Raw genomic sequence first — 19365 nt, 5'->3', positions numbered from 1 at the left:
GCCGCCGTTGTCGGGCAGGGGGACAACGTGATCGGGTGTGTGCATGGGTAAGAAGACGGACGCGCGCGAGAAGTTCAAGCAAGCCGACCAGCTATTCCGGGACAAACGGTTCCCGGAAGCGCTGACCGTTCTGGATGAACTGGACAAGCAGTTTCCCGACACCAAGAACGTAATCTATCCCCGAGCCATGTGTTTGGCCCGGGTGGGCCGGTACGACGAGGCGCTCGATTTGTGCCGCCAACTCAAGGTCGAATTCGGCGATCCCCGCGGCGAAAAGCTGATGGGAAAAATTGGCGATCTGCGCAAGGCCCAACTCCAAAAGGAAAAAGAGAAAACCGAGCCAAAAACCACGGGTAGCCCCGCGGTCCCTCCCGCCAACGTGTTTACTCTCGACTCGAATCCCCCGCCCGTCGAGGATCGGTTGAAGGGTAAGAATATCGAATTCAGCCCGGTCTTCGACCCACATAGCGCCGCGCAGGGGGTCATACCCGGCCCGGAAAGTTTGGGGGCCGGCCCGGAAGCCATTGATTTGAGCGATGGTTCGCCGGTTATCGACATGGCCGCATTGGACGACCTGTTTGCCGCGAAACCCGCCGCTTCGGGTCCTCCGCCGATCATGAAGCCGCCGCGATCCAAGAAGGGCATCTATATCGGCGCCGGAATTGCCGCGGTCGTGCTCGTAGGGCTTATCGCGCTGCCACTCATTCGGCGCGGCGGACAAACCCAGCCCGTCGCGCAGCAGGCGCCGCCAGCCGCACAACAGGAGCAGGCGGCGTCCTCGACGGACGCTCAGACTCAGCCAGCCGCGCCCCACTTCGACGGCCCGGAAATCACCTGGCTCGATTCAATCGAGGCTGCCTCGGGCGCGGCCGACGAGGAAGGCCGGGACATTCTCCTCGTTTTTTATTCGAGTGCTACTCCGTCGTCCGATATGGATTCGATGGATTCCTACGTGTGGAGCGACCCCACGATCCGCTACCTGGCGAAAGAGTGGATTTGCGCGAAGATCGACGTCGAAAAGGAACCTGGCATCCGGGATATGTATGAACTGACCCGTCTTCCGACAACCATCCTGACGGACTACGCATTCGAGGAGCAGTATTACCGGCAGGAAGGCCTTATCGACTCGCACGAGTTCTACACAAGCATGGCCGACCAAGGCTTTCTCGCGCAGGCAGAAACCGAGTTCGAACTGCCGAAACTCCCAGTTATTGCGCTAGTCATGCTTCCAATTCTGTACATAGTCGCAACGTTCCTTCCCGTCCTGTTCACATTGCTGATACTGGGCCGGATGCCCGAGGACGACATGGTTACAAACGTGTTGGTGATGCTTCTCGTCGGAATCGTTTCGCCATTCTTTGCTTTTGCCGTGATGCGGGCTGCGTACCAACTTGAGCGGATTGAGGTCATGTTGTACTACGTTTTGGCGGTGGTCCACCTGGTGTTGTTCTTTGTGGCAATGTCCTTTCTCAGTGGGTTTCCATTCCACGTGTACTTGATGGGACTCGCTTACAAAGCCCAGGGGATGTAAAAGCAAAGACCCCCGGCTGGGGATCCGGGGGTCCTGCTGGGACCGTGCTTTCCGTCTTCTAAGCGAGACGAATTTTCGGAGAGCAACGTGCGTGCCAGCGCCCTCCGGGAAAGTGGATTCGCAATTAACTTACATAGTGGCAACGCCTTATGCGATTCGGGGTGGTTGGGCTTCCAGGACGTTTGGTGGCGAATTCTTGCCACATTGACTGGCCGACCGGCAATTGATTCGTCGCACTTGTCAACGATGCATTTCGGCTCTCAAGAGCTGCGACTAAATCATGTTTTTCACATAATTCTATCTTGACGGTCTCCCATACCTCTGTTAGAATCGGCGTGGGACTATTGGTTTTCCCTGCCGTGTACGATACGGCGTGCGAAACATTGAGCCTAATATTTGAACCGGGGGCCCAACATTTGTTGTAGCTAACGGTATGCGCGTTCAGTGCGAACCGGCCGCTACCGTGAGGGCACCCACCTAATGGGTTGGTTCAAATTGTTTCGCTGCCACCGGCAATGTGCGGGGAAACTTTTTCGTGGGCGAGACGGGAGTACCGTTTCGCCCACAGTTTTTTGGCCCTATGTAAACTCTTGACATAATGACATAACAATGCGACAATGCAAACAATTGGATGCCAGTGGAGCGCCATGGAGGTTTCGCTTGTGTCGTAATCGATTGCCTACGTGAATAAGTTGAATTTATTATAATAAGCGTAATTATCGAAAAATTGTAGCTTAGAAACGACAAACATTTTGCCAGAACACAGAAATCGGGTGGATTTTGCGTCAATTGTTTAGAAGTAAAAACTTGACAGATTATTCGATTTTTGCTACTCTCGATACGACTACTGGAAGAGTAGTGTGATTTTGGCACTAAGCCGTCGCCAACTTTTTCGTGGTACGGCCAGAGCGCGAACCGGCATCGTCCCGGCGCGCGGGGAGGTTTAGAACCGTTGCTGTTCACTAAGCCGACCAAAGCCGTTGGTGTTGACATCGGCTCGCATTCGGTGAAGACCGTCCAACTTTCCAAGGGGCACGGGGGCTACCGCGTGGACAATGTTGGCTATGCCGTCATTGATCGCGCGCAGCTCAACACCGATCCGGTGATCGCGCAGGCGTCCGCATTGCGCGAGGCCATGCGTTCGATGCCTGCGGCACAGAGCGTGATCGTCGGGGCGCTTCCGGGTCAGACCGTCGTTATTCGATATCCGCGCCTGCCGGAGGCGTCCGACGCGCAAATGTCGGAGGCGATCGAAAAGGAAGCGGGCCAGAACATTCCATACGAGCGGTCCGAAGTCTTTCTGGATTGGACACCCCTCGAGAGCGTGAGCGAGGCCGGCAAGAACCTTGTCAAGGTTTTGCTCGTTGCCGCGCGGTATGAAGTGATCGAATCGCGCGTGCAGATCGCGAGCGAAGCGGAGATGAGCTACAGCGTCCTGGGAGTCGATTCGCTTGCGTTGGCCGACGCCGCGGAAGGCTGCGACTTTCTGCGTGTGGGCGAGTCGGTCGCACTGATCAATCTTGGCGCGTCGAATACAAGCATTCATTTTGTGAAGGACGGCAAGTCCAACTTCATACGCGACGTGAACTGGGGCGCAAAGGAACTCATCCAGGCGGTAGCCAAGGCCAAACGCGTCGAACTACCGGAGGCCGAGCGCATGTTGCTCGAGTACGCGCAACAGAGGTCCGCCGCCGCGGCGGAGCCTCCGCCACTGCCGCCCGAGCTTCCCGGCGCGCCCGCGGAACCTGCGATGGGCGCCGCATCATCGAACCTGCTGGATCCGCTTGACGACGAGTTGGGCGCGCTCGATTCGCTCGGGCCGGTGGCGCCGGCGCCGAAGCCCGCTGTGCAAGCCGCGCCGCAGAGCGAGAAATCGATGGAAGATATTCTCGCGCCTCCGCTGGTGCGGCTTGTAAGCGAGATACGCCGATCGTTCGACTACTACGAACAACAGTTGTACGAACATGCGGTCGAACGGCTAATAGTGAGCGGAGGAGTTGCGCATCTCGGACTGTTGCGAGACACCTTACATGAAGAATTGGGCGTGGCCGTTGAACTTGCGGACCCGACGCACAGCGCGCTTACGCTCGGCCCCGACCACACCGTGAGCCGCATGCTGGAGCACCCTGCCCAATTCATGGTTGCGGTCGGTTTGGCCGCGCGCGGGATGGCAGACCTATGATCAACATAAACCTGCTTCCACACCATTTACGTCCCGTCAAGCGCACGCCGGTTCCTTATATCGCGGTGGGTATCGTGGCGGTCCTCGCAGTGCTATACATCGCTTTTTCGTTCATATCGACATCCGCCCGGATATTGGGTCAGCAGGCGCAGCTAACCTCCTACCAGCAAGAACTCGAAGAAAAGAAGAAAATCGTCGAAGAGTCCAATGAACTCGAGAAGCTGAAGCTGCAACTTGCGGACAAGATCGCCACGATCCAGGAAATCGCGTCGAACCGAATCGTGTGGTCGCGTGAACTGCACAACCTCTCCCGGTTGAAGCCTGAGAACTTCTGGTACAGCGAGATCATTGAAGACAAGAAATCGTATCCGATGCAGGTGCCGGTCATGGATCCGAAGACCGGCAAGCAAAAGATAAATGAGGCAACCAAGAAACCCGAGTTTAAGTCGGAGTCGGTATCGAAACCCATTCTGCGATTGACTGGATACGTGGTGGCGGGCGCAGACGGCCGGTCGGATGTCAGTCCGCTCACCGATGCGCTCAGCACCGATGCCGAGTTTATCAAGATGTTTCAGATGGAACCGCCATCGTTTTCCGATACCGAATTTGAAGGGTTCCCCGTCAAGAAGTTCACGCTGGAATTTCAAATCCAGCCGGAAGGGGAGGCTGCCCCATAATGGAAGCGCTCAAGGGTAAAGTTACTCCGAAGGACTGGATGGCGGTCGGCGCCGTGTTGGCGGTGGTTGCCGCAATTCTTGCGCTCTACATCTTTTTCGTCAGTGTGAAGCAGAACGCCAAACTCGAGGCGCTTACAGCCGATATCGCGGCAATTCGGCGGGATCTTCAGGAAGCGCAGCAAAAGGAAAAGAATATCGCGAAGCTCCGCGAAGAGACGGAGAAGATTCAGAATCTCGTGAGCGACTTCGAGAAACGCCTCCCGTCGCAGCGCGAGATTCCTACGTTAGTGCGCCAGTTCGAGTCGATGGCGAATGAGGTGGGCCTGTCGCACGCACTAAAGCCCGAGGCCCCCATTCGCGACGAGCGCAAGGAAACGATCCCCTATAGCATCACGACGTATGGCACGTTTCACCAGACCGCGAGTTTCGTCAACCGGCTGGAGCGATTCGAGCGCTATCTGAAAGTCTCGAATCTGAAAATGGAAGAAGAGAAGGACGGCGTCTCCAAGGCGACGTTTACGCTCAGCACGTACCGTTTCCTCGCGCCCGCGCAGAAGGCCGCACCCGCGCAGCAAACGGCGTCCAGCACGACGCCGCAGCCGGGAGGCAACTCGTGAACCCGAAACAAAAGCGCAACGCGATTATTCTAGGCGTGCTGGGGCTCGCGCTGGTGTTTGTGTTGTATCGATCCATCTTCGGCGAGACCGAACAGCAACGCATTTATCGCGAGAATATGGCAAAGAGTGCCGCTGCGCAGCCGACGGGCGATTCTTCAGCCACGGGTGCTCCCATACCTGCCACGGCCCCGGGTGCTGCAACTCCTGCAGTGAAATCGCAGTTCCAGAAAGCCGCGGTTGACGTTGACCAGTTGATCGACAGCATTCAGGAAGTCGCGTTCGACTACGACACGGACCGCATGCAGGTCAATCCGATGACACCCCTGGTGGGTCCGTCGGCGCACGTCGCACTCGGCGCCAGCGCAACAAGCGGAGAGACGCCGGGCGTTACGGCCGGACTTGCCAGCGATTCGCAATCGGTCCTTCGGACATTCCGAGTGACCGGAATCCTGTACGACAAGCGCGACCCGATGGCCGTGGTGTCGTATCCAATGAAAGGCCAATTGACGAGCGAAGTCGTCACGCGGGGATTCGAGTTTGCCGATATGAACATCAAGGTAATCGACGTCGAGCAGGAGCGTGTGATTCTGGACGCGAACGGTACGCAGGTTTCCCTTCAGCTAGAGGAGCGGTAGGAGATGGGACGCATAATGAGAACGCGGGCCGCGGCCGTATTGGCCGTACTGGCCTCCTTGCCCACGCTGGCTCTGGGCGAGGAAGTCGCGCAACGCAAGGAGACCGCCGTCCGCACCGCGCTCGAAAAGCAGGGGAAGACGGGGGACTTTGCGGCGCTGGTCGCATCGTCGACTCGCGCGTCCGCGATATCGGACGTTGCCATGGCGGGGACCTTGGGCGCGCCCGAAGTGATTATTCAAACCGAGGGGCGTCCCGCATTCGAGTGGTTCAAGCTCGATGGCGGCAAGCGCATCGTCATCGACTTCCACAACACGATTCATCTGCAGTCGGGGCTAAAGCTCGCGCCGATCGGCGCGGCGCCTTTGGTGCGCGTTCGTTCGAGCCTGTATTCGCTCGATCCGGAATTTGTGTCGCGCATCGTCATCGATTTGCAGGACGCGGCGCAACCGGAGTTTGCGCAGGACGACACCAGGGTAACCATGCGGCTTCGCAAGTCCGGCTCTTCGGCGGTGAACGCATCGTTGTCCGAGAGGGCGATGCAAGTCGCATCGGACATGACGCAGGCGCAGCAGCGGATCGAGGCGCAACAGCTCAGCATCATTGAAAAGATACAGCGCGCGGCATTGCCTGCGACACTCGAGGGCCCGAGCAGCGACGAGATTACGGCGTTTCTTGCGGACGCGGCAACGTCCGATGACGCCGCGCGTGAACGTTTGAGCGCGATACTCGAATCGGCGCGGCAACCGTTGAATACGCAGCGCGAACGGTTGGACGAACTCCAAGCATCGCTATACAGCAGTACGATTGAATCGGACAAGGCCGAGACGACGCTTGCGTCAATCGAGAGCGAAATCCGGGCCGCTGTCAAACAGGCGGAGACGGATCTCGCCGCGGTCGAGTCCGGCATAATTGATGCCGCGGATTCGCGCGCAAAGCGGTATGACGACCTTGTCGCGCGCGTCAGGCAGGAACACGAGCAGGCGGAGGAATCGGCGAGCATCGAGCTTGCGAAGGCAGAGGCGCAGCCTCTCCTCGAACCGTCTGTAGCGGACAATCAGGCGAACGTTACCGTTGAGCATGCCGTGGTGGAGGCGCCGGTTGCACCGGAGGCGAGTGCGGCCGCTGACATTCCCTCCGCGCCTGCGAACGATACCGGAACGCCCTCCGGCGAACAGATAGAGTCAACGATCGAGAAGATTGAACGCGACTTGGCGTCGTTGCGGGACGACGAGCCGGAGGCGGAACCCGCGGCCATCATCGACACCCCACAGGATTTGACGTCCAGCGCAACAGCGCTCGCAAAGCTGGACAGTTTGAACACGGACATGAAGCGCCTTGCCGACGCAATTGCGTCCGTCGCGGCGTCACCTGCGATCGATCCGGCTACCGGTATGCACACGACAGAGTTCGTCGCGATGAATATCGCGCCAACGCCTGAGACCGTGGATGCAGCGTCGGCCGCATTGAATGGCGCGGTAAGCGAGGTCGACGCAGCGGTGGTTGCCGCGCTGGCCGAACCGTCTCCTGAAGCCGCAGAGGAACCTGCGTCGTCGGAGGAAACGCCGGCGTCCGACGCAGGCGCGCCGGAAGAGTCCGCGACTTCCGAAGAGAGTGCGCCGTCCGAAGAGCAGCCTGCGCCGGCAGAGGAAACCGCAACCGCGGTGGACGAGAAGACGAGCGAAGAGCCGGCCACCGTCGAAGAACCGCAGGTACCCGCGGAACCGCCCAAAATTATTGCGACCGCGGTGCCGGCGGAGCGGGAAGAACTTCCGCCGGGCGTCGATCCGCTCGACCAGATCGTGAACATCGATTTCCGCGAGATGGACCTGAGCAACGTGGTTTCGCTGCTCGCAAAAAAGGGACAAGTGAACGTCATCGCCGGTACGGAGGTGACGGGGACCGTAACCGCGGACATCCGCAACGTGCCGTTGCGCAAGGCCATGGACATGGTGTTGCGCATGAATGGCCTCGGGATAGTCGAGGAGGAGGGTATCTTCCGAATCGTGCCGTACGAAGAAGCGGTTGCCGCGCGCCGCACGACGAAGATGATTCCGCTCACGAACGCGCAAGCCGACGACGTGAAGACGACGCTCGAAGGCATTCTCATCGGGGGACGCGACGCGAAACTGGTTACGGTGTCGGCCAACAAGAACACAAATGTCATTATCGTTTCCGGTCCAGAAGAGCGCGCGGCCGTGTTCGAGAAACTTGCGCGCGAACTCGATGTCAAGGAACCGACGCTTCCCACGGTGACCGAAGCGATCAAGCTGAACTACCTCGACCCGAAATCCGCGAAGCCGATTGCGGAAACGCTAATGTCGGAGAAGATCGGCAAAGTGGAAATCGATACGGAAGGGCGTCATGTCGTGGTGACGGACGTGCCCGCCGCGGTTGATCGAATGAAGCAATTGCTGGCCAGCGTCGATAAGCCGGTGAAGCAAGTTGCCATCGAAGCGATGATCGTCGACGCGGTCCTGCGCGATGCTTCGCAGACTGGCGTGGACTGGACGATCGAGGCGATCCGGCGCCACAGCTCGAACGGCGATTTGGTCAGCGACGTATCCCAGTTGGCGTTTGACGGAAACTTGGGCGCGGTTGGCACCGAAGCGCTCAACGCCGGCGTCCTATCGCTCGGAATACTATCGAGCGAAGTGCGGCTCAATGCGACGATCGCGGCGGAAGTGCAAAGCCGCAACGCGCAGATTCTTGCGAGCCCGAGCATCGTTACCGTAGAAAACCAGCCGGCGACTATCAGCATCGTGCAGGAATTCCCGTATCAGGAGATTACTCAGGGACTGACGGGCCCGCCGGTCGCGTCGACCGAATTCAAGCCTATCGGTGTGACGCTCGACGTAACGCCGCGCATCACGCATACGAACGACACGATCGTGCTGCTGCAGGCCAAGCAGAGTTCCGTAAGCGGCTTGACGGAGACTGGCGTGCCCATCGAAGACAAGCGCGAAGCGCAGACGACGTTGCGCGCACAGAACGGGCGCACGATTTTCATCGGCGGACTGCGCAATACGTCCAACAACCTCAACGTCAGCAAGATACCGGTGCTCGGCGACATTCCGGTACTAAACTTCATGTTCCGCAACACGAACGTGGAAAAAGTGAATACCGAATTGCTTATCTTCCTCACGTGCCACGTGATGGACCAGGAATTGCCCGAGTTGACGGCCACGCAACAAGAGGAATTCGACAAGCTCGACGCGACGCCGAAAGTCCCGGACGGCCAGAGGGCCAACTTCCACGATATTGTAAGGCCGCAGGACATGCGCGATCCGATGTGGAAGTGGCGCAGGTCTAATCGCTAACCGCTGAGGGGCGCAATGGGGTACGCGGGCGGCCGCACTGGTTACAGTGTGGCCGCCCGCCGCATTTACGCTACGCGGTTTGCCGCGCTCCGCGTCAATCAACTACACTTAGGTGGAGAGTCAAATCATGCTAAGTTCCGACGAATTGCGCGAAATATTCCGGCGCACGCAGATTGTGCGCAAGCCGACGTATGGCATCATCAGCGGATACCACACGCTGCCTTACGTGTGCCTCGGCGTGTCGGAGGACAAGCCATTCGGAACAACGCAGGTCAAGGGTAAAGTTCACGTTTCGCCGCGGATAATTATCCGTCCATCGCATTGCGAACCGAGCTACGACGAGATTTTTGGAGAAGAGAACGTGGACGGGGAGCTTTCCGGCCGGGTTTTCGGTTTTCTCGGGTTTCGCGGCAAGCCGGTCGAGTGCAAGTCCGAGAACCTCGAAGTGCGCATGCTTGATGCAAACGTCGAGCGCGCGCTTTCCCAGACGCTCGATGACCTCGAGCGCAATGAGGACATTACGACGGGCGTGATCATTACGCCCAACAGCCGGTACTATCCCGTGTCAATCGAGCGGTTTATTTCCAGCATTCTCGAAGATGAATTCACCGTATAACGAACCAGGAGCGCGACCGTGAAGAGTGCGTACGAAATTGCCATGGCCCGTCTGGAGAAGGAGGCCGGCCCCGGACGCAAGTTGACGGAGGCGCAGAAGGCCGAGATCGCCGGCATCGACAAGAAGTACGACGCCAAGGCGGCCGAAGAGCGCCTTTCGTTCGAGTCGCGCATGGCGAAGGCGTCGACTATCGAGGAGCTCGAATCGTTGCGTAGCGGGCTGGCAGGCGCCCTCGCGGCCATCGAGGAGCAACGCGAGAAGGCCAAGGAAGCCGTCTGGAACCAGAACTAGCGACTGCTGGAATCGTACCTCGCCATGGCCCGCAAGCGGAAACTTATCACCGGCTGGCGGCTACTTTTCTTCACGATCCTCGTCTGCGCCGTGTTCTTGGCCGTCGACGATCGCTTCGTCCGCGGCGCGCCGGCGCGCGGGTTCTATCCACGCAGCACTTACCTGATGGTCTCGTCGTGGGACTTTCCCCGCGCCTGGACCACTATTGATCGCGGCGATGTCTTCGAGCGAATGAAGGAAGACTGGCCAAGGCCGTATCGCGAACTGGAACTCGCCACGCGCCTGACTACCGGCATACGCCCTACACCCGAACGATGGAACATCTGGCTAGGGTGCAGGACCGTGTTTGCGGTAGCGCCGGAGGGGGTGGGCATTACCGCGTATCCGGGGCGGCTGCTCCGGTGGGCGGACGCGCTGCGGGGGGCATTCGGTTTTGGGCCCGGGAACAATGGCATCGGGCAGTACCGCGACGTGTACTACGCGTGGCGCGACGGCTATTTGATCGCATCGCCGTCGCGCGCGTACGTCGCGGCCGCCTGCATCGACGAAACCGCGCCTCTTCTGCATAGCGACAGTGATGCGCTACTCACGATTCAGTGGGAAGGCGCGCATCGCGGGTTTGTGAATCTCGCGCCGGGCGACGGGATGCCTATCTCGGGGCAAGTGGAGTTTACGGCCACTGACGGAGCGCGGCCCATCACGCTGCCGCAGTCGTGGCCTGTCGAGCCGGCCGTCAGCATAAGCGCGCGCAACATAGGTGACATCGCACGCGCATGGACAGCGCTCGACGCGGCCTTGGCGCGCGCCGAAATCTACGGCCCATTGCGCGCCGTTACGGCGAAGGCGATCGCGGCTTGGGGTGTGCGCCCGCCAGCAGCGGACGCGTTCGAGAGTGCGGACCACGTCTCGATTGTTCTACTCGATGTCGATAATTCAGGTTCCGTTCCGATTCCGCGCGCCGCGCTTGCAGCGCGATTTGCGGACAGCGCGCCCAATGTGCAACCGCTTGCGGAAATGTTCGCCGAGCGCCAGACGGTTCCGTACGAGTGGAAGGGCAGTGCCGGAATCATGGCGCCACTGCTGGGAATGGCGTTTTCACCGTGCGTCGCCGAGACGCCCTACGATTGGATACTGACGACGAACGAGTCGGTGATGGCGGATGTGGCAGGGAACTTGTCCGAGGGTCCGGCGTGCGGGGCCGACGTAGATATTGCGTTGAGGGCCTCGTGGGAAAAGCTTGGCGCCATCGCCGAAGCGCTTGTCTTGCGAGCGGCGGAAGATGGGCTGGTCCCGCGCAGAAGTTCGGAGGATATCAAGGCGGATGTGATTCCGAGATTAACGGCGCTATCGAGATTGGGAGGACTGACCGTCGACGGCGTCGCGCGCGAGGGAACGCTGAAGTTCAGCGGCTATCTGGCCAAGGCCGGAGAGAGCGAATTGCCATGAATCCGATTGCGGCCATTCTTATCTTGTGTGCTGCCATGGGAGAAGATACCCGCGCGTACGAATTCGCGGAGGAAATTGCGGGTACGGCGGACTGCGTGGCCTTTGCAGGAAACGGATCGCTTACGGTTGGCATCGGGGCAACAGGCGGCGTCGCGGTCGTCCGCTGGCCGGACCCCACCGCGCCCAATCAGGTTACGCCCGAGGTTGAGCACCGTATGCCCGGCGCGATGTGGGGTGTTGTTCGCGGCGACGGTATCGGATGGCTGCCGTTCTCCGATGGCGCGATTCGTGTCGTTTCATCGCCAGGTGATGCGCCGGTCATCGCAATCGAATACGAATTGGGTGGCGCGATGGAATCCGTGTTCGTCCATCCGGAATTGGACGTAGCGGTTTTTCACGTCGAGTTCAAACGGGAAACGACTCCACCGGCGGTCGCGTGGTTTGCGAATTTCTCGCCGTGCACTGCATCGATGCCGGGAGTGCCGTCGTCGGAGGCGCTATTTCCATCGCGCAGAGACATGATCGCATTCGCAGAGAACGGCGTAACATTCCACGCGCGGCCGGACCGGGCGGGCAACCTCGAGTGGACGCAGACGCAAGCGTGGACAGCGGGCGACAAGGAGCCCGATTGGTTCAAGAAAGGACGCGGGGTCTGGATTGGTTATGCGGGCGAGCCGCAGTGCAGCGCGTCAGTGTGCGGCCAGGAACGTGGCGAACCGTCTGCGCTGGCGCTCGCGGAATCAGGAGCGTGGAACCAAGACATCAGGTGCGTGGGCGCGTGCGCATCCGCCTCGCGCATGGCGATCGATCCGAATCGTCCAGTGGCGACCATGTTTGTCGCGCTTGGCGAAAACCGAGGATCTGCACAGTCGGCGCTTAGCACCGCGCGCGAGCGTGGCTACGAACGCCTGCTTGACGAGACGAAACAATGGTGGGCCAATCGGCTCACGAACGCGTCACTATCGTACAGAGCGCCGGACGCTATCGGCCGCCTCTATCGGCGTGCGCTTCAAAACGTTTTACTCTGCACCGATATTGAGTCTGGCGCGATTGCCCGCGCGCCGCATTCGACTCCACCCTTGGCCGTGGACTTTCCGCGTCTGGCTGGATGGACCGCGCTGGCGCTCGACTTGGCGGGCGAATCGGAACTCGTCGACCGGCAACTCAAGTTCATTGCGGCCCACGTTCGCGCTCAGGACGCACCCGGCGCGCCGGCGGGTTCGCTACCAGCGGCGCTGTACGCAACGGGCGACGACGCAGCGCCGAGCGTGGTGCTCGACGTTCACGCGCCAGCTTGGCTCCTTTGGACGATCTGGCGTCACGACGCGAATGTGGCGGACGACCAACGCGAGGATTACCGCGCCAAAATGCGGAACGTGGTGGATCTTGCGGGTGATTTTCTTGCGAACACGTGCCGCTCCGTGCGCGATACTCGAGTGTTTACGTTTGATCCTGCAAGGCTCAGCGACGCGGCATCATTCGATACAATCGCGATAGCGTGTGCCGGGCTACGGGCCGCGACTTCGTTTGCGCAGGCTACGGGAAACGACCAACCCGAATGGGCGGCGCGCGTGATCGAACTCGAGGACTACCTGCGCTTCCACGCGCTCGACACGGCGGGCAATTTTAGAATTGCGGACCCTGTCGCCCTGTGGCCGACGGAACTTATCGGTGTGGGGGATCCGCGCTGGGCGGGTCACGTGCAGGCCGCCATTGACGACATTCCCTCGTACACCGGGCCAGCCGCGCTAAAGACTTTGGCGAATGCCGCGATGCTGCTGCGCGATCAAAAGGACAAATTGGCGGTGCTCCGGCCGCTCGTCGAGCCCACCGTGCAGCGTGTGTTCGACGTGTACCCCTGCGATTCGTATTATTCCGCGTTGGCGATGGCTGTAATCTCGATCGTGTACAGCGCGTAACCGAAGGAGGCGCGACCCATGATTTCGTTTCGAGTTTCGTACACTCAGATCGCTGCCATTGGCGCAGCTTTCGTCGCTGGGCTGATCGTGGCGGGCGCGGCAAGGACGCCGGTGGACGCCGCCGGCTATATCCTGCGTGCGACACGGTTCGAGTTAATCGATGACTCCGGGCGCGTGATGGCCGTGCTTGGATCGACTGACGGCAAGACACCGCAGTTTGAGCTGTTGGACATTGCGGGCAGGCCGCGGGTGTACTTCGGCACCCGGAATAACGGCGAACCGGAATTCACGCTGAACGCCAAAGACGGAAAGAAGCGCGCGTGGTTGTCCTTGACGTCGGTAGGCGGCGCGAACCTGATGCTCATCGACAACGAGGGGCGCGCGCGCGTGAACATGCTCACGACACCGGAAGGCGATCCGTTTGTACATTTACTCGATGCAAACGAAGTGGGCCGCGCATCGTACGGAATCACGAACGAAGGCGTGCCCATGCTTGAACTGTACGATGCCGACGGAAACGTGCGTGCGGCGCTGCACGTCGAAAAAGACGGCAAAGGAGGACTGACGTATCCGGAACCGAAACCGGTTGAGCCGCCGAAGGAAGGCGAAGCGCCGTAAGCACGCACCTTGCGCGCATCGAGCGAGAGGGTAGTCTTCCTTACGCCGGACCGTGCCAGGGGCCGGTGATTGCGAGTGTCAGCCCTTCGTGTTGGATATTGAAGAACAGGGTCGAACCGTCGGGTGAAAACGTAACGCCTGCCAACTCGGAACTGCTCTTCGCGTTTTTGCCGAGGTGGTAGAGCTTTCCTTCCGGCGTCACACCGACGAGGTACTGTTCGTTCTTGCCGTCTTCGGCGACGATCAGGTCGCCCCACGGCGCGACCGTCAAGTTGTCCGCGTTGTCCACGAGTGCGCTGTTGTTCGGTTCGACAAACAGTTCGAGCGTCCCCCGTTGCTTTTCTTCGCCCGCCGTGCCTTCTACGGGGCTGGGCGTATAACGCCAGATTTGGCCGCGCTGGGCCTTGCCGCCGTTGGTGCAGGCGAAATAGACGGCGTCGCGTCCGTACCACATGCCCTCGCCGCGCGCGAACCGGGCCGCGCCACTGTCGAACCCGCGGGCGCGCAGGTCGTCGTTCGGCGACTGGACGTCTTCCATGTCGATCCACTTCACGCCGAGCTTCTCGCCAAGCGGCACCATCGCGCTGCCGTATCCCCAGTTACGCGTATCGAGACTCGCTTTGTCGCATACGACAAGCGCCTGGAGTTTGCCGCCCTTGTGCAGATCGCCGGGCGTATTCGGAGTGTAGCGGTAGATAAGTCCATCTTCGCGGTCTTCCGTTTCGTACACGATCCCGCTTTTCGGGTCGACGGCGATGGCTTCGTGATTAAAGCGGCCCATCTCGACGATTGGGTGCGGTTCGGCAAGCCGAATTGAAGCGCTGGCCGGCACTTCAAAGTTGTATCCGTGATCTTTCTCGAAGCTGTCGTCCGCGCGTTGCACCGTTTCCTCGCACGTGATCCACGTGTTCCATGGCGTGGGACCGCCGGCGCAATTGCGGCCCGTTCCCGCGAGGCTCAGATACTGGCGTCCGAGCTTTTGCGTTTTGGTGTCGTAGACAAACGTCGTCGTTCCGCCAAGGCAGGGAGCCTTGCCGCGGCCCGCGTCGTAGAGCATTGCCCGGTCGATTTTTTCGAACAGTTCGTTCGCCGCGCCGTAGGGGCCCCATTCCGGTTTGTCGGGGCTTAACTCGTGATTGCGCACCACAATCGTCTTTCCATCGGGCCCCGCGAAAGCCGCCATACCGTCCGCTTCCGACGGGACTACAAACCCGTCATCCATCTTGTCGCCCGCGCGCGAAACAATGGTGTACACGAAGCCCTTCGGCAAATCGAAAAGTCCTGCCGAATCTGGGATGAGCGGACCGAAACCTGCTGCGAGCATCGCAGGATCAGGCGCGGATTCCACCGCTCCGTAAACGAAGGCGCGCAATCCGGAAAACCCTGCGGTCACGGCGGCGGCGGTTGCGAGAAAACGACGGCGGGTGATGGGCATTCGGCGACTCCCCAAGCTGTGATGCAAGATGCGAAAACGACTGTCGAAACAGTCTGGGGAGGAAGTATTAGCGGCAGGTTACACGGAGTTTACGATTCAGTAAGAAATCACGCGGGGACACGATTCAAACAAGGCTACGCGCTGTACACGACGTTGCCGCGCCAGATGGTTTTCTTGACAAGCCCGCGAAGCGTCATTCCCGTGAAGGGTGTGTTGCGGCTGAGCGAGTGGAACTCGTTCGGATCGACGGTCCACTCGGCCCTTGGATCGAAGATGCAGATGTCCGCGTAGTTGCCTTCGCACAGGACGCCGGCTTCGAACTGCATGTATTTCAAATCGAGGATGCGCGCCGGCGCGCTGGTCATCAGTTCGATCGCGCGCTCGAGCGTAATGACGCCGGTATCGACGAGGCCGGTAATGGTGAGGGCAAGCGAGGTCTCGAGTCCGACGATTCCGAACGGCGCCAACTGAAACTCGACATCTTTCTCCGTCGGCGTGTGCGGCGCGTGGTCCGTCGCGATGCAATCGATCGTACCGTCGGCGATGCCCGCCTTGATCGCTGCAACGTCTTCCGCCTCGCGCAACGGCGGGTTCATCTTTGCGTTCGTGCCAAACCCGACGACTGCGTCGTCCGTCAAGGTCCAATAATGCGGCGCACTCTCGCACGTCACGCGAATGCCTTTCGCTTTTGCCTGGCGCACAATCTCGACGCCGCCCGCGGTAGTGACGTGTTGAATGTGAATCTTGGCGCCGGTCAACGCCGCGAGCCGGATGTTGCGATCGATTCGGATTTCTTCCATTGCTTTTGGTAACCCGGGAATGCCAAGGCGGGTCGCGTTGTAGCCCTCGTTCATCGCGCCGCCTTCCATCAGCGACTCGTCCTCGCAGTGCGCGAGATACGTCAGCCCGACCATGTTCGCGTACTCGAGTACGCGCCGCATCACCCAACTGCTCGGGATGTCCTTGCCGTCGTCCGTTACCGCTACCGCGCCAACGGCCTTCAACTCGGCCATCTCGGTCATTTCGAGACCTTCCATGCCCTTCGTCGCCGTCGCCGCCGGATAGATCTTGATCAGCGACGTTTCCCGAGCGCGCCGGTTTACAAACTCGACCATGCCCGCGTTGTCGATCACGGGCCGCGTGTTTGCCATCGTCACGACCGACGTAAACCCGCCGCGCGCCGCGGCGCGGCTACCCGTCTCGATCGTCTCCTTCGACTCAAATCCCGGCTCGCGGAAATGCACGTGAATGTCTACGAGTCCGGGACACACCACGCAGCCCGTCGCGTCGATGACTTCATCGCCGGAGAGATTCTTGCCGAACTTCTCGACGAACTTCCCCTCGATGCGGATGTCCATCGGCTCGGAAATCTTCGCCGTGGGTTCGATCAAATGACCGTTCTTAATGACCAGACTCATGATCTGCCTTCTGTAGCGCCCGGCCTCCGTGCCGGGCGGGTGTTCGTCAACGGAACGTGAAAGCCGCCATCCAGTACCAGCCCCATATCGCGCACGCAACAAATAGTATCACGGACGATCCCGCCGACCTTGTCTTGCGTCCTACGTACGTCAATATCGCGGCGAGGATGACGGCCTCCAATGTTCCCCACCAACGCCAACCCACGACCACCATTGAGTAATGGTGACGAAGAAAGTCCTCTGTGCGCATGTCTTCGATGGCAAGATGCGCCGTCCTTCGAAGAGGCTTCATCATCGCTGCGCACAGGCGAATGATGACGAACGCAAGCGCAAGACGGTGAACTACCGTCGCAATCATTATCAGCGCATTATCACTAACTTTAGCCGACTCGACTCGCGAGTCGGCGTCAAAAAGCTGAACGGAACGCCGGTAGAACATGAACTACCCGCTGTTCACCAGCAGATGCATCACCGCCATGCGGACGGCCACGCCGTTGCTCACTTGCTCCAGTATAACGCTGCGCGGTCCGTCGGCGACGTCGGTGGCGAGTTCGAGGTCGCGGTTGATGGGCCCAGGGTGCATAATGAGCGCATGCTCAGGCGCGTGTTTGAGCGAGTCGCTGTCGATCCGGTACAGGCGGATGTATTCGCGGATGCTGGGGAAGAGGCACTTGGCCTGGCGCTCGAGCTGGATGCGCAGCGCGTAGACCACGTCTGCGTCCTTCACGGCCTCGGGCAGGTTTGTTGTCACATCGCAGCCCATGCGGGCGATGTCCTGCGGCATCAGCGTGCTCGGCCCGCACACCACCACGGACGCACCGAGTTTGGTCAACCCCCAGATGTTACTTCGTGCCACGCGGCTGTGCGAGATATCGCCGATGATGGCAATGCGCACGCGGTCGATGGTCGCGTGCGGGTCGCTACGCTGCTTGCGCACGTGGTCGCGAATCGTGTACGCATCGAGCAGGCCCTGCGTCGGGTGTTCGTGTGCGCCGTCGCCCGCGTTGACGATGTGCGAGTCGTGCCGATCCGCGAGAATGTGCGCCGCGCCGGCGAAACTGTGACGAATGACCACGACATCGCTGTGCATCGCCTCAATGTTGTCGAGCGTGTCGTGCAACGTCTCGCCCTTCTTGGAACTCGAAACCTGCACGTTCATCGTCAGCGTGTCCGCACTCAGGCGTTTTGCCGCGAGTTCGAACGAGGTGCGCGTGCGCGTACTCGGCTCAAAGAACCAATTCACCACGAGACGCCCCTGCAGAAGTGGAACTTTTTTGATCCCGCTCCCCCGTCTTGATACGGCGACGAACTGCGGCGCTGTATCGAGCACCATTTCGATTTCTTGGCGCGAAAGGTCTTCGATCGCAATAAGGTCCTTACGAGTCCATGCAGGTTTAGGCAGCTCGGTGCGCGTCATGAACCCGTCTCCGGTGCGCCAATGCGTTCGAGCAGCACGACATCCTCGCCGTCTATCTCCCTCAGTTTTACCTGCACGTGATCCTCATAGGTTGTCGAAATCGACCAGCCGAGGTAGTCCGCTTGAATGGGTAGTTCGCGCAGCCCGCGGTCGACGAGGCACGCCAACTGAATGCGCTTGGGCCTTCCATAGTCGATGATTTCGTCCAGCGCCGCGCGAATTGTCCGGCCGGTCGAGAGTACGTCGTCTACCAGCACGACGGTCAGCCCTTCGACATCGAAGTCGAAGTGGGTTACGTGCGTGCCCACGCTCGCGGCAACCTTTCCGCTGCGCAAATCGTCGCGATACAACGTTGTCGCCAGCGACCCCACGCGCACCGGAACACCGGCCATCTTCTCGATGTGCGCCGCGAGCCGTTCGGCCAGGGGCCGGCCGCGCTTCAAGATGCCCATAAGCGCGACGGAATGCAGGTCCTCGTTGTTCGACACGATTTCCTGCGCGATGCGAAGAAGCGCTGCATCCATCGCGCCGGCATCGAGGACGACCGTCAATTCGCCCTTGTGTTTCACGTCATCGGCCACCGTGCACCCCCAAAATCAAAAACACCCTCTCACGCGCGTGAGAAGGTGTTCGTACATTCATCAGTGTGTTTGCCTCTGCCCGGCGCCACGACGCCGCTCAGGACGCGACTGTATCAGCAGCACGCGGCAGAATCAATTTTTTGTCAGGAATGCCTCGGGGATGCGTGGGACTAAAGCTGCGGCGCGTCGCAAAGGATCTGCAATAGCAGCCTGTGGCAAAAGCCCAAATACCGCAATTCGTGGCGTCCCGCTCTCCATGGCGGGCGCGATTTTGGGCCGAACTTAGCCTCTCCGCGTTTCGCCCGGCGCGGGGACCGGGCGCTACTGGACTTTTGCCGCGGGCTGATAGGGGCCGTTTTGCAGAGTATTCGTGTAGATCCCGCTGCGCAACCATGCGCCATCGCCATCGTAAGCGAAAGAAATCTCATTGAGACTCGAAACCCAATTCCCGATTCGACGGGTCATGCAATGTGGTCTACTTTTGACACCACGCATACGCGCGCGGTATGCTTTCTAATTAGCACGGCGAGCTCCACGGGGCTCGCCGTTTGTCCAATCCCATTCGGTGAACGGGTAGCTCAGTCGGTAGAGCATCGGACTTTTAATCCGGTGGCCGCGGGTTCGAATCCCGCCCCGTTCACCATTTCCCACCCTTTACTAAGTG

Annotated in this window: 15 protein-coding genes, 1 tRNA gene and 1 other RNA gene; 13 read left to right on the top strand and 4 right to left on the bottom strand. The window is 60.0% G+C overall.

Annotated features, from left to right (window positions below; all coding sequences use genetic code 11):
• Window positions 1-43: 43 nt before the first annotated feature.
• The 12 genes from HUU46_00925 (at window position 44) to HUU46_00870 (ending at window position 13850) form a co-directional block, all read left to right on the top strand.
• Window positions 44-1531: a hypothetical protein gene (locus tag HUU46_00925; protein ID NUM52180.1), complete on the top strand. Its 1488-nt coding sequence runs from the start codon at window positions 44-46 to the stop codon at window positions 1529-1531.
• 348 nt (window positions 1532-1879) lie between these two features.
• Window positions 1880-2061: non-coding RNA, 6S RNA (gene ssrS, locus HUU46_00920), on the top strand.
• A 422-nt stretch (window positions 2062-2483) separates the two neighbouring features.
• The gene (gene pilM, locus HUU46_00915) at window positions 2484-3713 is read left to right on the top strand and encodes a type IV pilus assembly protein PilM (protein ID NUM52179.1); all 1230 of its coding nucleotides are present in this window, start codon (window positions 2484-2486) and stop codon (window positions 3711-3713) included.
• Window positions 3710-4390, top strand: coding sequence for a hypothetical protein (locus HUU46_00910; GenBank protein NUM52178.1), 681 nt, complete (start codon window positions 3710-3712; stop codon window positions 4388-4390). The genes pilM and HUU46_00910 overlap by 4 nt, the downstream gene beginning before the upstream one ends.
• A complete protein-coding gene (gene pilO, locus HUU46_00905) occupies window positions 4390-5007 on the top strand; it encodes a type 4a pilus biogenesis protein PilO (GenBank protein NUM52177.1) in 618 nt (205 codons plus the stop codon). Before HUU46_00910 ends, pilO begins: the two co-directional genes overlap by 1 nt.
• Complete coding sequence (locus HUU46_00900; GenBank protein NUM52176.1) at window positions 5004-5642, top strand: hypothetical protein; 639 nt, start codon at window positions 5004-5006, stop codon at window positions 5640-5642. Before pilO ends, HUU46_00900 begins: the two co-directional genes overlap by 4 nt.
• Window positions 5643-5657: 15 nt before the next feature.
• A complete protein-coding gene (locus HUU46_00895) occupies window positions 5658-8960 on the top strand; it encodes an AMIN domain-containing protein (GenBank protein NUM52175.1) in 3303 nt (1100 codons plus the stop codon).
• 127 nt (window positions 8961-9087) lie between these two features.
• Window positions 9088-9576 (top strand): hypothetical protein, encoded by a 489-nt coding sequence (locus HUU46_00890; protein NUM52174.1) that lies wholly within the window; start codon window positions 9088-9090, stop codon window positions 9574-9576.
• 18 nt (window positions 9577-9594) lie between these two features.
• Window positions 9595-9867, top strand: a complete 273-nt coding sequence (locus HUU46_00885; protein ID NUM52173.1) for a hypothetical protein — start codon at window positions 9595-9597, stop codon at window positions 9865-9867.
• A gap of 24 nt (window positions 9868-9891) precedes the next feature.
• On the top strand, window positions 9892-11313 hold the full coding sequence (locus tag HUU46_00880; protein ID NUM52172.1) for a hypothetical protein: 1422 nt from the start codon (window positions 9892-9894) through the stop codon (window positions 11311-11313).
• A complete protein-coding gene (locus HUU46_00875) occupies window positions 11310-13232 on the top strand; it encodes a hypothetical protein (GenBank protein NUM52171.1) in 1923 nt (640 codons plus the stop codon). The genes HUU46_00880 and HUU46_00875 overlap by 4 nt, the downstream gene beginning before the upstream one ends.
• 18 nt (window positions 13233-13250) lie before the next feature.
• The gene (locus HUU46_00870; GenBank protein NUM52170.1) at window positions 13251-13850 is read left to right on the top strand and encodes a hypothetical protein; all 600 of its coding nucleotides are present in this window, start codon (window positions 13251-13253) and stop codon (window positions 13848-13850) included.
• Between the two features lie 40 nt (window positions 13851-13890).
• On the opposite strand, the gene HUU46_00865 is transcribed toward HUU46_00870, so the two are convergent.
• The 4 genes from HUU46_00865 to pyrR all read right to left on the bottom strand — a co-directional run bounded on the left by HUU46_00865 (window position 13891) and on the right by pyrR (window position 18689).
• Entirely contained in the window at window positions 13891-15285 is a 1395-nt protein-coding gene (locus tag HUU46_00865; protein ID NUM52169.1) for a DUF839 domain-containing protein, read from the bottom strand.
• 134 nt (window positions 15286-15419) lie between these two features.
• Entirely contained in the window at window positions 15420-16703 is a 1284-nt protein-coding gene (locus tag HUU46_00860) for a dihydroorotase (GenBank protein ID NUM52168.1), read from the bottom strand.
• A 442-nt stretch (window positions 16704-17145) separates the two neighbouring features.
• Entirely contained in the window at window positions 17146-18120 is a 975-nt protein-coding gene (locus tag HUU46_00855) for an aspartate carbamoyltransferase catalytic subunit (protein NUM52167.1), read from the bottom strand.
• Window positions 18117-18689, bottom strand: coding sequence for a bifunctional pyr operon transcriptional regulator/uracil phosphoribosyltransferase PyrR (gene pyrR / locus HUU46_00850; protein NUM52166.1), 573 nt, complete (start codon window positions 18687-18689; stop codon window positions 18117-18119). Before pyrR ends, HUU46_00855 begins: the two co-directional genes overlap by 4 nt.
• Window positions 18690-19268: 579 nt before the next feature.
• Between pyrR and HUU46_00845 the strand changes: the two genes are divergently transcribed.
• Window positions 19269-19344, top strand: a tRNA-Lys gene (locus tag HUU46_00845).
• The last annotated feature ends 21 nt before the right edge of the window (window positions 19345-19365 follow it).

The organism is Candidatus Hydrogenedentota bacterium (assembly GCA_013359265.1).
Lineage (GTDB): Bacteria > Hydrogenedentota > Hydrogenedentia > Hydrogenedentales > SLHB01 > JABWCD01.
This window is presented reverse-complemented; position numbering and strand designations above follow the sequence as displayed.

What these genes read in the sequence shown, in the direction of transcription:
- HUU46_00925 (NUM52180.1), top strand. Translation starts at nt 44, where the DNA reads ATGGGTAAGAAGACGGACGCGCGCGAGAAGTTCAAGCAAGCCGACCAG.
- HUU46_00910 (NUM52178.1), top strand. Translation starts at nt 3,710, where the DNA reads ATGATCAACATAAACCTGCTTCCACACCATTTACGTCCCGTCAAGCGC.
- pilO (NUM52177.1), top strand. Translation starts at nt 4,390, where the DNA reads ATGGAAGCGCTCAAGGGTAAAGTTACTCCGAAGGACTGGATGGCGGTC.
- HUU46_00895 (NUM52175.1), top strand. Translation starts at nt 5,658, where the DNA reads ATGAGAACGCGGGCCGCGGCCGTATTGGCCGTACTGGCCTCCTTGCCC.
- HUU46_00890 (NUM52174.1), top strand. Translation starts at nt 9,088, where the DNA reads ATGCTAAGTTCCGACGAATTGCGCGAAATATTCCGGCGCACGCAGATT.
- HUU46_00880 (NUM52172.1), top strand. Translation starts at nt 9,892, where the DNA reads ATGGCCCGCAAGCGGAAACTTATCACCGGCTGGCGGCTACTTTTCTTC.
- HUU46_00875 (NUM52171.1), top strand. Translation starts at nt 11,310, where the DNA reads ATGAATCCGATTGCGGCCATTCTTATCTTGTGTGCTGCCATGGGAGAA.
- HUU46_00870 (NUM52170.1), top strand. Translation starts at nt 13,251, where the DNA reads ATGATTTCGTTTCGAGTTTCGTACACTCAGATCGCTGCCATTGGCGCA.
- HUU46_00865 (NUM52169.1), bottom strand. Translation starts at nt 15,285, where the DNA reads ATGCCCATCACCCGCCGTCGTTTTCTCGCAACCGCCGCCGCCGTGACC.
- HUU46_00860 (NUM52168.1), bottom strand. Translation starts at nt 16,703, where the DNA reads ATGAGTCTGGTCATTAAGAACGGTCATTTGATCGAACCCACGGCGAAG.
- HUU46_00855 (NUM52167.1), bottom strand. Translation starts at nt 18,120, where the DNA reads ATGACGCGCACCGAGCTGCCTAAACCTGCATGGACTCGTAAGGACCTT.